We start from the raw sequence: 14,865 nt of genomic DNA, 5'->3' as shown, positions 1-14,865 counted from the left end.
GGACTAATCCACATTCAAATAGTTTCCCGATTTATCTACCAATTCATCTTCTACTTCTATGCTGTAATCGGGTATTTTAAAATAAATGAATTCGTTATCGGGATCGGGAAACTCGGTCAGTTTCAACCTAAATTCATGTTTGCGATCTGCCTTTCCACTATTATTTTCCCTCCAACCGCTAATAAAAACAGCTGTACCATCAGGACGTACCGAATCGTCACTTTCAGGGCCGCTCAAGGTACTCGGGTCCAACAAAATCCTTCTCAGGTCGTAAAAGGAACGCTTCCCGTTTGCGGTGGCTTCCGGATTTTTATCAAGGTTCAACCCATAGACTATGGGGCCTCGCATGAGGGCCACCCGTCCCGAATTTCTTTTCCTTCCTTTTATAAAACGGATATCCATCGGAAAATCTAGAAGTACCCGATCCTTCGACGTCCATTTTCTAGTAATATCCACAAAAGTCCCCGGTTTGATTTCTCCCTGCCATTTTTCGCCATTGACCATTATAGTCGCCTCCTTGGCCCACGAAGGGATCCGCAAGGAAAGCGGAAAAGTCGATGCCTTGTTCGGGGAGACCGATAACTCTACCCTTCCCGAGGTCGGATAGCTGGTCTTCTGTTGTACGTCTACCGTAATACCGTCATTGAGCTCTACCCTTGCTTCGGATTGGGCATAAAGGTTCACGGCCACCCCATCTTCTTTCGACCGGTAATAAACCATTCCGGGCAGCTCGGAAATAATCCTTCTAAAATTGCCGGGGCAGCACATGTATTCCACATCGTAGTAATGACGCTCCCCTTCAAAGGGGGTATAGTAGCGTAACTTTCCCCCGTCTGGTGATTGGGCGCCAAAGAGTCCGTTATACACGGTTCTTTCAATGAGGTCGCCGTACTCTGCCTTTCCGGTCAAACGGAGCAAGCTTTCATAAACCCTGGTTTGATATGCGGTAGCACAGGTCTCCCCCAATTCGTTTTCCCCATCTTGGTCGTCGGTCCAAATCTCACGTTGTCCGGCACTTCCCGAAATGGTCAGGCCATCTTCCGCCAAGAAAAACCGCATGGCATTCTCGGTCTGTTGCAAGAGCTCCTTGTTTCCCGTATACCGGTAAAGTTCAATTTGCGCCATGCACATGGCAAAATAGGCGAACATATGTCCACTTACCCCAGGTCTACGGCCGATTTCGATCTTGGTATCCCATTGGTACAAGGACTTGGTCTTTTCCGAAAAATTCAGGAAGCGTTTTTCACCCGTGGTTTTATACAGTCTGAAAATAGCCCAATCGATTCCCGTGTCGAGCACGTGCATATCTACTTCGGCGGCGTAATCATCGGGCATTTCGTGCCAATGTTCCATAATAAAATCAGCCGTCTTTATGGCCGCTTTGAGCGAGCGTTTGTTCCCGAACAGTTCATAGTCGGATGTTAGCCCGTCTATGATAAAGGCCATTTCATGGATATCCCAATTATCACCACCCCCTTGGCTGTTCCACAGTCTACGTTCCGGCTTATAAAATCCAGAATACCCATTTTTCAGCTGTTCGTCAATAACCTTATCGACAATCTCGTTCTTTATTTCCATCATTTTCGGATCATGGGAATAGGCCGCCAATCGTACGGAGGCATCTATGAGCATTCCCATACCGATAAAGGCCCCTACCACTTCGGGTCCGGTTTTGGCCTTAAAGTGATCCGTGAAGTTTTCATCGAGATGGAGTTTTTTGATGTTGTTGTCCATGGTCACATCAAGTCGCCTTCCGATTTCGCCTTCTATCTTGACGTTCTTTACCAAAACTTGATGAAACTCATCCGAAACTTTAGCCGGTACAACATCTTGGGCATGGAGCAGTGGAATACCTACCGCAACTAAAGCGATGTATACAAGAGTACTTTTCATTATCTTAATTGTTTTAAATTTTTATTATTCATCTATCCTTATAATTTTGCTGTTCAGCGCTTCCCCAAGCTTATCGTAAAGGTCTTGGTTTCTCCCTCTTCAAATGAAATTTTCAACGGACCGCCTTTACTTGTAAGCTCTTTTCCCGAGTTATCTTCGCTGGTCCAAGTGGTGTGATAGTCCCTGATCAGTAGATTGATATCCTGCTTTTTATTGGAGTAGATGGTACAATGCACTACCCCCTTGTTAAAATCCCACGATAGCTCCTTCACCCGGGCTTGGGTCCGGCACACTATATTTGTGATCTTACCCACGGCGATATCTTCCTTCCAGGCCGGCAACAACTCAATAAACCCCGGGCGAGAGTATACCAAGGCTTCGGCCACGACGGTGGGCAAACTACAGAGTGCATCGGAGTTAAAAATTTCGAGATCCGGATTATGGGAGGTAAACATCCCCCTGTAAATAAACTTTTTAGACAGCATATAGCCCAGGTTTTTATACAGTAAATCGGCCTGTTTAAGTCTTGCGCCGATCAGGGCCCGATGCATGAGTCCATGCGCGGAAAAGTTACCGGATTTTCTCTTATTTGCCGCTATTATGGCCGCATCAAAAAGCTCGGGCGTCTCCTCAGGGTTAATCTCATGTCCCGGCCACACCGGATAAAAGTGCGATGCGTGGCGATGGTCGTAGTTGTCCTCTAAATTGGGGGCGGCCCATTCCTTTAAACCTCCGATATCGTTGATAAGGTAAGGAGGAAGCTTGTCTATTAGTTCCTGTAATTGCTTTCTCCTTTCTGATTCAATTCCCAAATCATCGTACACGGTAATCAAGTTGGTAAAAATCTCCTTGGCTACGGCAATATCCATGGTAGCGTTTATTACCCCGCCCACCTTTAAGTTTGACGGTGTATTTTCCGGAGAATAGGAAGGAACGAAAACAAAATTTCCCTTACTATCCTTAACGGTGAGGAAGTCCTCATAAAAGAGAGCGGTCTTTTCCATCATCGGCAACAAACGTTCCTTCAAGAACTTCTCATCCCCTGTCGTTTGATAATACTCATAGCATGGGGAGAGCAGCCATCCTGCCCCTGACACCCAAAACTGACCCGGAAAGGAGGCGTTAAAATGGGTATGTAAGCCCCTTCTCCCCGAGGTCCTGAATCCTGATAAATACCCTCTGCAACCGTAAATGTTCTTAGCATTTATTTCCCAATCGGGGGCAATCCGCTCCAACATTTTCATATAACTGTCAATCGCCTCGGGCATGTCGGTAATGTTCGCCGAGGAAATCTGTAGGTTTACATTGGCATCGGTGGTAAAATCACCTGACCATTCCGGTCTCCATTGCCCGTTCCATATCCCCATTAAATTGGGCGGGTTTTCGCCACTCGAAGACAATAAGGCGTACCGTCCCATATAGAACATGGTTTCTAGAAATTCGGGAGAAATACGATCGGGGTTTTTAATCTGTTGGGCAATCAGTTCTTCTGTCGAGTGCCGGACCGAATCGTTGGGATAAATATCAAAGTCTACCCGGTTGAAAATTTCCCCATGAACTTTAGCGTGACGTGCCAATAAGGATTTATAGTCTAGCCCAACTTTGTTTATGGCTTTTTTGGCCCCTTCAATTTGGCTTTTTCCAAAATCTTCCAAAGGAATGATTTTACTGATCAGCAAAACTTCTTCCGCATCCCGAATACTCAAAACACTGTCGTTTACAGCAGTATTTCCTTGGTTTACAACCACCTTGGTAAGCACTTCATAACCCCGTTCATTGACCCGGTAATTCACCCGAAATGTAAGCCAATCGGAGCTTAGCGACCGTGTAACATCTGACACCCCATAGGGAACTTCTTCCCTAGTGGCCCAATCTTCCGGCTTTGCCCCCTGCATATCCATTGAGATTTCGCAATTGATAGCCCCATCACCGCCAATTTTTTGAACGATGACATGGTCTTTTCTGCTTACAAAAGATCTGCGGTCAAAGCGGTGTCCGCCATCTTTCCAACTTACTAGCACTTCCCCTGTTTCAAAATTTAGGCTTCTTCCGTAATCCTCGATAGAATTGATCTGTGGTTGTTGGATGTTCATGACAAGGGCCGGATGGTAAGGATCCGTCCATAGCAATTTTGGGAGGCCTTCATCTTTTGCCCTATCAATGGAATAGGTAATGGCCCCTTCATAATCGCCATTCATCAACATTTTTCTGGTCTGCGGTAAGTACTTGGCAATATCGGGTGGTTCAACATTTTCATTCCCGATAGGTTCATAGAGGAATTCGTGATTAAAGATGACCTGTTCATTTTCAGGTTGACCAAATACCATGATACCCATTGCCCCATTACCACTCACGAGGGCATCTTGCCACATATCCGCGGGTAGCACACTATATATAGCTTTGGAATAGCTTTCTTTCTTGGTATCGCTTTGGCGGTCACAGGAAAGGAAGGTTATGGCCACTATAAATAATTTGACAATGTTGTATTTCATTATATTTTCTTTCTTTTGTTTCCTTCAATAAGTTACCTGTTTATATACCACTTGCGCCAGAATAAAAATTAAATATTGGGGCGATAGTTATCGCCCCAATTTCAATTGTAAATAGCGGTAAATTAAGGTTTACCAACCTGGGTTTTGTTCCAACTTTGGGTTTATATTGATTTCCCTTGTGGGCAAGGGCCTCAAATAGTGTTTTCCTTCATCGAAATATCGCCTTTCGGAAGGCTCTACGATAAGGAAGCCATTCGCATCGGTTCGGCTCTGGTAGTCTTCCTTGAGATATATGTTCTTATCGTCGTCATTGATGATAATAGGATCGGTACCCCATTGTGAACCTACTATTTTGATACCTAAGACGGTCTGTGGTAGAACTTCCTCGGCGATCTTCCATCTTCGCAAGTCGTCGTAGCGATAGCCTTCCAAGGCAAGTTCAACGGTACGCTCCCTTCGTATCTCCTCCTTCATGTCCAATCCGTTCGAACTAACAAAGGTGTTTTTTAGAGGCAGCATCCCTACCCTATCACGGATCACATTGATCGACTTATCTAAATCGATATCACTGATACTACCATTTTTTTCGTACAAGGCTTCCGCATAGATAAGCAATACTTCGGCATAGCGAATCACATGGGTATCCCATCCGAATTGGTTCTGTTGGGTGGTATTCCCAAACTCGTTTTCAGATCTGTACTTGTTGGTCATATACCCCGTATTCCCATTTCTTGACGGGAAAAATGGCCAACTTTCAATAGGTTCCGGGAAAAGTGACCAGACCACGGAACTACCGGGACGGACAAAGGTCATTTCCATACGGGGATCACGGTTTTCGTATTCCGAAGTCCTTGTATCATACCCATTGAAATCATCCGATTTATCGATGGGGAGTCCATCGGTACATAAATATTCATCGGCCAATTTCTTGGTAGGGATATATTCCCCACCTAAAATACGGTCACTGAAATTCTGACCGCGTACGTTCACCTCATAGCGACTGTCCAATATACTTTCAGGGGAGTCGTCTCCTTCCTCGATAAAGAGGTATCTATAACTTTCGGCACCCTTACCCGTAAACAAGCTGAACTCATTACTATCGATGACCTCACTGGCCGATGCAATGGCTACATCTAAGTATCCCCCATCACCAGTGCCGTGATATTTCCCCCAAGTTCCTTCAAAAAGGGCGATTCTAGCCTTTAATGATAGGGCGGCACCTTTGGTGATCCTACCCACGTCAGCTGAAGCAAGACTTGATTTTAAAGGCAGGTCTAGGGTAGCATCGGTAAGGTCTTGTAGCATAAAATCGACAGTTTCCTTTCTTGTGGCCCTTGCGTCGTATAATCCTTCCGAATCGATATCGGGTACATCCTTTATCAAGGGAACTCCCCCATACAACCTAAAAAGCATCCAATAGTTCCAAGCCCTGAAAAATTTAGCTTCCGCAACAAATCTTTTTACATCGGCATCCTCTAATTTTCCAGAATTTTCCGCTTCGGCAAAAATCTTATTGCACTGTCGAATGTAGGTATAAGGGGTATTCCATTTATCATCGGTATCGGAAACCACATAGGTTCCGTTACTTATGGAATTATCGGTAAAATACGCAATTTCAGACTCTACATCGGCTTCTATCTTTTGCTGAGACAGCGAATAGTAAAGGTTGTTGGAAGCCAATTTAAAATCATCGGCAGTCTCCCAAAAGGTGGCATCTGAAATAGAGTCAAGAGGATATAGATCCAAGTCTTTGGTACACCCGGAAATTAGCAAAACAACCAAAATAATATAATTATATAACTTTTTCATTTTTCTATTTGTTAGGGTTTAAAATTTCAGGTCAACGCCCAGTGAAATGGTTTTGGTAAATGGGTAATTCTGGTACGTCTTGTTTCTACCCGCGAACAAACTTTCGGGATCATAAGTATTGCCCCATGTGCCCTTACTAAAAGTAAAAAGGTCATCGGCACTTGTATAAAGTCTAAAGCTCTCCAATCGCAATGATTCACAGATGGACTCTGGCAGGTTAAAGGCAAGTACCAAGGACTTAACCCTTAGGTAGGAAAGCTTGTTTACCACCCGATCGGAATATTTGTAGTTCCAGTCCCTTAGTTCATCCCATCCTACACCACCGGGGATGATTCTAGGAAATTCGGCATCGGTTCTTTCGGGCGTCCATGTTTTTCCGTGAAAGTAACTTATAGAAGGGTGCCATACGTAGTACAAGGGCATGCTAGGTACACCTTCCCTGATACCGACACGCTTGCCCACTCCCTGAAAGAGCATGCTAAAGTCAAAATTCTTGTACGATAGACTGATGTTCGAAGAATAGGTATACCTCGGGTTGGTATTCCCTAAATACTTCATATCGCCCGTGGTACCCGCTTCGGGGTTGCCAAATGCCGTAATTTTTCCGTCACCGTCCAAATCGTTGTACATGGCATCACCGATACCGATATTCTGGGGAACGTTTTCCAATTTTTTGTATTCGTCCAACTGCTGTTGATTTTGGATAAAGCCGTTGGATTCAAATCCGAAATACGAATTTATGGGGTAGCCCTGTCTTGTCGACACCAATCCTTCGGCATAGGAATCGTTTCCTTCCAGTTTGGTCAGTTTGTTTTTGGCATCACTCACGTTGGCCGAAATGGAATACTTAAAGTCGCCCTTGGTATCGCTCCAACCTATGGAGAAATCCCATCCCTTGGTTTCCAAATCACCGATGTTCAATGTAGGGGCCGTACCACCGAGGGTTGCCGGCAAGGTTACATTGACCAACATATCGCTGTTCTTCTTTACGAAATAATCGAAACTACCGGCCAACCTTGATTTAAACAAGGCAAAGTCGATACCGATATTGGAAGTCTCTATCGTCTCCCATGTACGCGATTCGGAGGCTATACTGGCAACCGCACCTGGCAAACCAACATTGGGCGAGCCCAGAGGATAGTTCCCCGATACCGTAATAAGGGGAATATAATCGTAGTTACCGAAACTTAGGTTTTGGTTCCCCGATTGGCCCCAAGAAGCCCTTAATTTTAAATCGTTGATCGTATTCGAATTCTTTATAAAATTCTCCTCTCCCAAATTATATGAAGCCGATACGGCGGGAAACAAGGCACTCCATCTTTCGCTGGCCGCAAATTTTGAACTTCCGTCTATTCTTGTGGTTACATCGACAAAGAATTTACGGTTGTACGAATAACTGAACCTTCCGAAGTAGGAATTCAATGCCCAATCGGTCAAGGACCCTGTATAATCCATAAAGGCTACATCGGTCCTGTCGGCCAGGTTTAGGGTAAATATGTCGTTCGATTTAAAGTTATAGCCCGTTATACTTTGACTTTCGTATTCATTTTGCTCGTGCGAGACACCACCCATTAAATTAATGCGATGATTGTCGAACAGGGTTTTATTGTAATCTAAGTATGCCGTATATGAACCATAGGTGTTTTTAGAATTGAAATAGGTTGCGGAATTCGGATTGTTTCGCGTACCGAAGGTTTCATCGTCCCAATTGATCAGATCGAAGGTACGATTAGAAGCATTGGAATCGTATATTTCGAAATTCACCCCTACCTGGGTTACCAGCTTTAAATCGTCGGTAATACTAAGGTCGGCCTTTAAGTTGGTTTGAAATTTCTTTAGGTCTGAACTCTTCTCCCCGTTTTCCTCTAACAATTGCACCGGGTTTTGATAGTTTTGATACCAGTAAAACTGGCCATCGGGCGTATATGTAGGGGCATAGCTCCACATCAGGTGTGCACTTTCTATGGCGCTTCCCAAAGCCGATGGTTCCTTAACCACATTGTTGTCGAATGCCGTACGTAGGTTTACCTTTAACTTGTTCTTAAAAAGATTGAAGCCGAAATTCACCCTGAGGTTGTACAGGTCCGATTTTGATACACCATGGGTGATGACACCATCGTTCGATTTGTAGCCTGCCGAAATCAGGTAATCATGATTCTCTTCCCCACCTGAAATCGATAGGTTGTGCATGCTTTGGGTTCCGGTTCCGTAGATATCCTTCAACCAATCGTGCGAGCCGTAAAAGCCAGGGTAGTTTTCCAAATACTTCATCCACCCATTGCCCGGTTCTGGCGCAGCGTTGTTTCTAATTTTATCGAATACTTCCTCGGTCACCCCGGGCTGCCCGATGTTTCGCATTCCCTCATCGTACATTTCCGCCATTTGCAAGGTGTTGGTCATTTCGCTTATGTAGGTTGGAATATTGACCCCATAGTTATAGGAGTAATTTACCGACAAGCGACCTTTCTTTCCCTTTTTCGTGGTCACCATCACCACCCCATCGGCCGCACGCGCACCGTAGATCGAAGCTGCCGCATCTTTTAAAACGGTAACATTCGCAATATCATTAGGGTTTATGGTGTTGAGATCTCCGGGAATTCCATCGATCAAGATCAAAGGACTACTACCCGCTATGGACGAGGCGCCCCGAATATTTATGGAATAGCCTTCGCGACCCGGTTGCCCGCTACTTCGGGTTACGGTAACCCCTGGCATGGCCCCTTGCATGGCATCCAAGGTATTGATCACCGGACGGTCTTCAAATATTTTATCGCCTACTTTCGATACCGAACCTGTCAATTCCCCTTTTAGCTTGGTTCCGTATCCCACAACAACGACTTCATCCAAACCCGAGGCACTTTCTTCCATTTGTACACTTACCGAAGTCTGTCCCTTTAGGCTGACCTCCTTGGTCGCGAAGCCTATGTAGGAAATCACAAGTATGGCGTTTTCATTGGCCACGTTTATGGCAAAATTACCGTCAAAATCGGCCGTGACCCCGTTTGTAGTGCCCTTCTCTACGATATTCGCCCCTGGAAGCGGTTCTTGGTTCGCATCTAACACAACGCCCTGAACTTGCCGTTGGACCACCGTGGCTACCTTTGATTTCTCGGGCACGACCCGTGTTGTTTGGGCTTTCGAAGCATCGACCTTGATAACGATCTGCTTTTTCAGGATGATATAATCAATGGGCGTTCCCTTAAAGAGTATGTCCAATATTTTCGCTACCGGCTGATTGGTAACCTTGACCGAGACCAATTTCTTTATATCCAATTTTTGGTTGTTATAAAGAAATTTAAAATCCGTCATCGACTCTATTTCCTCAAAGACCCGGCGTATTTCTACCTCGTTCAGGTCAAGGCTGATCTTTGTTTTTTGCGCGTATCCGTTAGCCTGTACGGAGAAAATAGAGAGCATTATAAGAATTGCCGAAAGTTTCATTCTTAAATTTAATTTTAACGAATGGGCACTGTAGGTACCCATGCCAGTACATTTTTCCATATTTTTGTAAAGTTTTTTAGTTGACTATTGAATAGTTGATTATCGTAAGTCGGGAAATGTTAGCGCATTTTCCGATTTTTTTTGTTCGATAACACCTATTCGATTTTATTCAATTCACTCTTTTTTGGTTATTTCATAGGCACTTGGTATTAGTTGGTTTTGTGATTATTTTGGTGGGAAAATGATAATATGGTTATCTGTTATTTGATATTCAAAAGGGGTTTCGAGCGTAAAGGAATTTAAAACATCGTCTATGGTCTCTACATCAAAGGTGGCGGTAAACACTTGGCCATTTAGTTTTTCATACCTATTCTCTATGGTCACGTTATAATGCCTTTGTAGTTTCTCTATAATCTGTTTAAAGGAAGTACGCTTTAGTACCAATACCCCTTTGACCCAATCGGTATAGGTATGGGTATCGACTTTTTCAAATTCTATTTGTTCATAGAACTTATCCCAGTCGGCCTTGTATCCGGGTTGCAATAAAGTTCCCTCCCCATTTTTGTCTCCTTTTTGGGCGGGATACAGCATTACCGACCCCTCCACCAAAACGGTACTTACTTTTCTATCTAATTTATAAGACGATATGTTGAACTGGGTGCCCAAGACCTGAACATCCATTCCTCCGGCACTTACAACAAATGGGTGCCTTTTATCTTTGTATACATTGAAATAGCCTTCACCCGAAAGAAAGACTTGTCGGTTTTGCCCCGGTATAAATTTGACCGGATACTTTAAGGAAGACCCCGCATTGAGGTGCACTACGGTACTATCGGATAAGATCAACGTAAATCTTTTACCATAGGGCACTTTTAAGGTGTTATAGGAAAGTTCCGTGTCCTCCCTATGTATGGAATAGTCCAATTGCTCTTCTACCTGTTTTACCAATACGCTTCCCTTTTTGTTGGTAATGGACTTTATCTCGTTGGGGGCAATCACCTTGACTTCACCATTGCCCAGTTGTAAGGTAATGGCATCGGTCGGTGCCACAGGGCTATCGGTATCGTCACCGTATTTCAAATAGCCCAGACCCAAGGCCAGTCCCACAACAAGCAGTGCGGCATATTTCAAAGGAAACCGTTGGAAAGAACGGAGCTGTGTTTTTCTTTTTTGTAATTGTGAACGCGCTACAATACGGTGCCAATCCGCTTCGATATCGAGTTCCAAAACCTCTGAAACGTTTCCTCCCCGCTTTTTAACAGCTTGAAGGCGACGAAACAAAGATCTATTTTCCTCGGAATCATTTATCCAAGCATCAAAATAGAACCGTTCTTCATCGGTAAGTTTGTCCTTTAGTTTTTTAACTATAATCGGGGCTATGTCCATAGTCTTCATTCCGTTCGATCAGGCTTAAAAATTGATCGCTTTGGTATATGACCCAGGAATGATAAAATAGGGTGATGCTATTTTGAAAAAAGTTTAAAATTTTTTGAGTAAAAACTAGAAAATCCAAAAAAAGAAGAGGGTATAGTGCACATTTCCCAAATTACTTCGCAGAATGCGATATGCCTTTTTCATTTGGGTCTTTACCGTATTCACCGAAATCCCTAAGGAATCGGCGGTAGAATTGTATTTCTGGCCCTTTACCACACAAAGTTCAAAAACGTTCTTGCATTGGGGAGGAAGTTTTTCGAGCGCATCTTGCACCTTCAATCTTAGTTCATCATCCGGCTCCTCTTCCTCCAAGGCGATTATCAAGGCATTTTGATTTAAGGGCTCTAATTTTTTGGAACGTTCCAAATGTTTCAGGCTTGTATTCTTAACGGCCCTCCAGATATAGGCCTTTAGGTTTAGAATTTCGGCTGCCTGATCTTTGACCAAGATTTTTACGAACACATCTTGAACAATATCCTTTGCCTGGTCCATACAAGCCACGTAACTATAAGACAACAAACAGAACTCTCTATAGCATTCCTTGAAAATAACCTGCACCTCTACCCGTATACCATTTTCTTCTTTGGTATCCACAGGTTTCCGTAAAGAGCTATTAGCTGTTAGTTTCATCGATTCCATCCGTTCATAAGAGCTTAATGGTAAAAAAGAGAATAGCCTCTGTACAGCATCCATACAACGCAAGCTTGTCTTAAAAAAGAAAGACAATGCGCCTGAACGTCTTAGAAAATTTCCATAAATTTTGAACCAGAGGGAACATCCCTTAACAGATATATCTCTTTCAAGTCCCAACCCCCCAAATCGGATTTGTAATTTTCTTAAATATCCTTATGTATTTATAAGAAAACCATAATTTGAACGATGTTAAAATATTGATTTCACTACCCAAAAGAAGCTTATACCGCTTTGTGGCAAAACGAAAATCGGGTTAAAAAAATGCATGTGTAGTCGTTACGTGCAGTTCGTTCGCCGTTGTAGATATGATAATAGAAAGAATAGCAAGATCCTCCCCCATAGAGCTAAAGGTTTTTTTGAAAGCCTATGGCGCGTATACTAGCCGACCTTATCAACCACTAGGGTTTGCCGATTACTCGGTCTCTTCGCCAATACCGATATTCTTAAAGGTTTGGATGATCAGCTGCATTTCCTTTTCGTGTAAGTGCTTATCGGAAATCGCCATATTTTCAAGAATCTGTGCCAATACCTTCTTTTTAGGGAAGGTCATATTATGAAGGGACACCAATGCTTCGTCAACCGTTGTGTTTTTGGCCTCATTGATCAAATCATTGTCCATATCGATATCTTCTTGAAGTTGTCTCATAGCTTCAAGCTCGCCCGGATGTACGGTCCCATCGGCCATTACCACCTCATGGGCCATAACATAGATCGCTTTCTTTTCAACGGCTTCAAATTGTGCTTTTTCTAAATTCTTAGTTTTCATAAGGGTCTTATATCAACTTCACTTGTTCATAGATTCAAAGATATAGGCCATTAAGCTACTTTCCTTAGTATGCTTAAAACCGTCGGAAATAGCCGTCATCTCTAAAATCGATTCTAGGTTTTTCTTTTTTTCCTGGGGCATTTGCCTCAAAATGGAAAGGGCCTGTTCACTTTCAATATTCCGGGCCTGCATGATAAAATTACTATCAAAATCGATTTGCCGCATCAGTTGGGAAACGGCGTTGATTTCCCCATTATGCACCTGTCCGTCTGCCAAGATAAGGGAATTTACAACGTGTACCATGGCCAGTTTTTCGGCCAATGTAAAGACCGCTATTTTCTCTTGCATAAATGCTTAATGGTTTTTGTTTATTCCGGTAAGATAGTAAATTCTTTGAAAGTGCTTCCAATTTTACACCAATAGCGGTTAGAAGACAGAGAGTGTAGGTTTCAGCTTGGAAGACAATTGCAATTTTGAGGGGATTATCCCAATGCTGCCATAGAGAATTTCATATACGGCTTTCCTTAGCAAGCCTTCTTGGCGGGAGTTATTTTATCTTTTTTCTTCTTCCTTTTTCATATCTATAATTCGAGTCCCTTCCATATCCAATTTCATCTATCACTTCAAACCTAAAGTTTTTCAAATCCTTGGTCTTTATTACCTTGATGCCGAAGGGTGCGTTAACAAAATAGGCATACTTGTCATCCTTGGCATAATAATGAATATCACATTCCAAATAATATGGGGCATCCTCCCCTATGCATTCTTCCAAGAATTCAAAAGTGTCCGGATTGGCCCCTTCTACTATTTCATTTTTAAAATACAGATGGTCTTTGTCCTTAAAAAGGGTTTGGACTTTTGGGTGGACTTGCTCAAAAGTATCGACATCACAAGCCACTTTTCGGGTATGGCCAAAGAATATGGTGTCTTTTACCCTTTGATAGCAGCCATTGATCGGAATCATCTCGGAAAGCGCATAAGGCAATTTGTCTTCGTACCAATAATCGGATTCCCCCGAAGTGGAATAGCCGTTATCGATATCTACGATTTGAAAATCGTTTGGGTCTGCATTCGGCAAGGTGGCGAAACCGCACATATAACTTTTTAGGTATACGGCCTTTTTATCTTTAAAATAAATGGTGTTTTCGGCTTCATTTGCTTCAATTAGGCTAAAGCTGGCAATATCGATGTTCTTAAGTTCTTTCTCAAAACAGGTGTCGCCATAGAAGTAAATCCACTCGCTGTTCTTTGAATAACTGTGTCCTAAATGTACCCAATCGGTGTCATAATCCTTCCCCCGAAAAATTTCGAATTCCCTGCCAGATTTATCTTTGACCAGTTGTCTATCCCAAAATAAATCCAAGATTACTAAATCGTCCATGCTTAATTATTGTTAGGCTTATACTGTTGTTTTACGTTTTGATATCCATTTTTCGCTATCGAGCTACATCTTATGCCCTGCCAACAACTTCCACCGCCTTTGTCTGTGCCGGTAAAACGAACGGGCCCAACTAGAGATAAACCCGGTTAAGATTCCGCCGAAAATAACAATTTCATCTTCATAGGAAATAGCTCTATCCCCTATGGACCTCATGGAAATTTTATGGTTCCAAACTTTTGCGAAACTGTCTTTTTCAACGGTTTCCAAGATATAATTATTGTCATCTATTTTGGAAAAATGCAGGGTATGGAGTCCCCCAAAAGGTATAAAGCCGTATACCCTCATTTTTGTGGTCACCGTCATTCCCTCTTTCCAGGTCTCCGGAAATTTCCCGCCCGTTGGTGTAAACTCTATTTTCCCCTTCGCTATAAATTCAAGCGTGGCGCTTTTTTTTACTTTTTCCCAAGCGGATTCAAGGTCGATTTCAATTTCAGAGCTTACCGTCAATCTATGGGCGCTTACTTCTTTGTTCCCATAAGGTATTTTTATCTTTTCAATTCTTGAGGTCATGGCTTTTAAATCGATAGGTGTTGGAATGCCTTTTCGGCACTAAATTTCCCTACAAGTTATAGTAAAAATAGATTTTGCCCCTATTGTGGCCAACGAAGGACCTAATTTTTGTAGAAAGCGGCCTTTCGTTTTTTGAAGGGTACAAAAAAACAAAGAGGGCCATATGCCGCTGTTTTTGCTATGGTGGTTTTTAATGGTTTTGCAAGGTTTCCAATACTATTTTCCAAGAATCATCTGCCTGTCTTTTCCAATTGGCAATATAGCTTCCTGTATTTTTAATGGTATCCAAGCTTTCTGCAATAAACCCAATACTCTAAACTCAAAGCTGCTGAAGGATAAGGTCTTGGAACTAATCACCGGCATAAATTTCATCCTTGTCGTTTAGA

General features: G+C 43.0%; 10 protein-coding genes. All 10 read right to left on the bottom strand.

What is annotated here, in order from left to right:
* Nucleotides 1-3 precede the first annotated feature (3 nt).
* Nucleotides 4-1,893: a beta-L-arabinofuranosidase domain-containing protein gene (locus ZOBGAL_RS18520; RefSeq protein ID WP_013995265.1), complete on the bottom strand. Its 1,890-nt coding sequence runs from the start codon at nucleotides 1,891-1,893 to the stop codon at nucleotides 4-6.
* 53 nt (nucleotides 1,894-1,946) lie between these two features.
* Nucleotides 1,947-4,385, bottom strand: coding sequence for a glycosyl hydrolase family 95 catalytic domain-containing protein (locus tag ZOBGAL_RS18515; protein WP_013995264.1), 2,439 nt, complete (start codon nucleotides 4,383-4,385; stop codon nucleotides 1,947-1,949).
* Between the two features lie 129 nt (nucleotides 4,386-4,514).
* Nucleotides 4,515-6,194, bottom strand: a complete 1,680-nt coding sequence (locus tag ZOBGAL_RS18510; protein WP_013995263.1) for a RagB/SusD family nutrient uptake outer membrane protein — start codon at nucleotides 6,192-6,194, stop codon at nucleotides 4,515-4,517.
* 18 nt (nucleotides 6,195-6,212) lie between these two features.
* Nucleotides 6,213-9,695 carry a TonB-dependent receptor gene (locus ZOBGAL_RS18505; protein WP_046287593.1) on the bottom strand — a complete coding sequence of 1,161 codons (3,483 nt, stop codon included), beginning with the start codon at nucleotides 9,693-9,695 and terminating at the stop codon, nucleotides 6,213-6,215.
* Between the two features lie 165 nt (nucleotides 9,696-9,860).
* Nucleotides 9,861-11,030 carry a FecR family protein gene (locus ZOBGAL_RS18500; RefSeq protein ID WP_013995261.1) on the bottom strand — a complete coding sequence of 390 codons (1,170 nt, stop codon included), beginning with the start codon at nucleotides 11,028-11,030 and terminating at the stop codon, nucleotides 9,861-9,863.
* Between the two features lie 105 nt (nucleotides 11,031-11,135).
* Entirely contained in the window at nucleotides 11,136-11,699 is a 564-nt protein-coding gene (locus tag ZOBGAL_RS18495) for a sigma-70 family RNA polymerase sigma factor (protein ID WP_013995260.1), read from the bottom strand.
* Nucleotides 11,700-12,174: 475 nt separating this feature from the next.
* Nucleotides 12,175-12,528 carry a tellurite resistance TerB family protein gene (locus ZOBGAL_RS18490; protein WP_013995259.1) on the bottom strand — a complete coding sequence of 118 codons (354 nt, stop codon included), beginning with the start codon at nucleotides 12,526-12,528 and terminating at the stop codon, nucleotides 12,175-12,177.
* Nucleotides 12,529-12,546: 18 nt separating this feature from the next.
* Entirely contained in the window at nucleotides 12,547-12,876 is a 330-nt protein-coding gene (locus ZOBGAL_RS18485; protein ID WP_013995258.1) for a hypothetical protein, read from the bottom strand.
* 199 nt (nucleotides 12,877-13,075) lie between these two features.
* Entirely contained in the window at nucleotides 13,076-13,909 is an 834-nt protein-coding gene (locus ZOBGAL_RS18480) for a DKNYY domain-containing protein (protein ID WP_013995257.1), read from the bottom strand.
* A 63-nt stretch (nucleotides 13,910-13,972) separates the two neighbouring features.
* Nucleotides 13,973-14,479 carry a hypothetical protein gene (locus tag ZOBGAL_RS18475; RefSeq protein WP_013995256.1) on the bottom strand — a complete coding sequence of 169 codons (507 nt, stop codon included), beginning with the start codon at nucleotides 14,477-14,479 and terminating at the stop codon, nucleotides 13,973-13,975.
* Between the last annotated feature and the right edge of the window lie 386 nt (nucleotides 14,480-14,865).

Source organism: Zobellia galactanivorans, from assembly GCF_000973105.1.
In the GTDB taxonomy this organism is placed as follows: domain Bacteria; phylum Bacteroidota; class Bacteroidia; order Flavobacteriales; family Flavobacteriaceae; genus Zobellia; species Zobellia galactanivorans.
The sequence above is the reverse complement of the archived record's forward strand: the minus strand, read 5'-3'. Positions and strand labels throughout refer to the sequence as shown.

What these genes read in the sequence shown, in the direction of transcription:
- ZOBGAL_RS18520 (WP_013995265.1), bottom strand. Translation starts at nt 1,893, where the DNA reads ATGAAAAGTACTCTTGTATACATCGCTTTAGTTGCGGTAGGTATTCCA.
- ZOBGAL_RS18515 (WP_013995264.1), bottom strand. Translation starts at nt 4,385, where the DNA reads ATGAAATACAACATTGTCAAATTATTTATAGTGGCCATAACCTTCCTT.
- ZOBGAL_RS18510 (WP_013995263.1), bottom strand. Translation starts at nt 6,194, where the DNA reads ATGAAAAAGTTATATAATTATATTATTTTGGTTGTTTTGCTAATTTCC.
- ZOBGAL_RS18505 (WP_046287593.1), bottom strand. Translation starts at nt 9,695, where the DNA reads ATGGAAAAATGTACTGGCATGGGTACCTACAGTGCCCATTCGTTAAAA.
- ZOBGAL_RS18500 (WP_013995261.1), bottom strand. Translation starts at nt 11,030, where the DNA reads ATGAAGACTATGGACATAGCCCCGATTATAGTTAAAAAACTAAAGGAC.
- ZOBGAL_RS18495 (WP_013995260.1), bottom strand. Translation starts at nt 11,699, where the DNA reads ATGAAACTAACAGCTAATAGCTCTTTACGGAAACCTGTGGATACCAAA.
- ZOBGAL_RS18490 (WP_013995259.1), bottom strand. Translation starts at nt 12,528, where the DNA reads ATGAAAACTAAGAATTTAGAAAAAGCACAATTTGAAGCCGTTGAAAAG.
- ZOBGAL_RS18485 (WP_013995258.1), bottom strand. Translation starts at nt 12,876, where the DNA reads ATGCAAGAGAAAATAGCGGTCTTTACATTGGCCGAAAAACTGGCCATG.
- ZOBGAL_RS18480 (WP_013995257.1), bottom strand. Translation starts at nt 13,909, where the DNA reads ATGGACGATTTAGTAATCTTGGATTTATTTTGGGATAGACAACTGGTC.
- ZOBGAL_RS18475 (WP_013995256.1), bottom strand. Translation starts at nt 14,479, where the DNA reads ATGACCTCAAGAATTGAAAAGATAAAAATACCTTATGGGAACAAAGAA.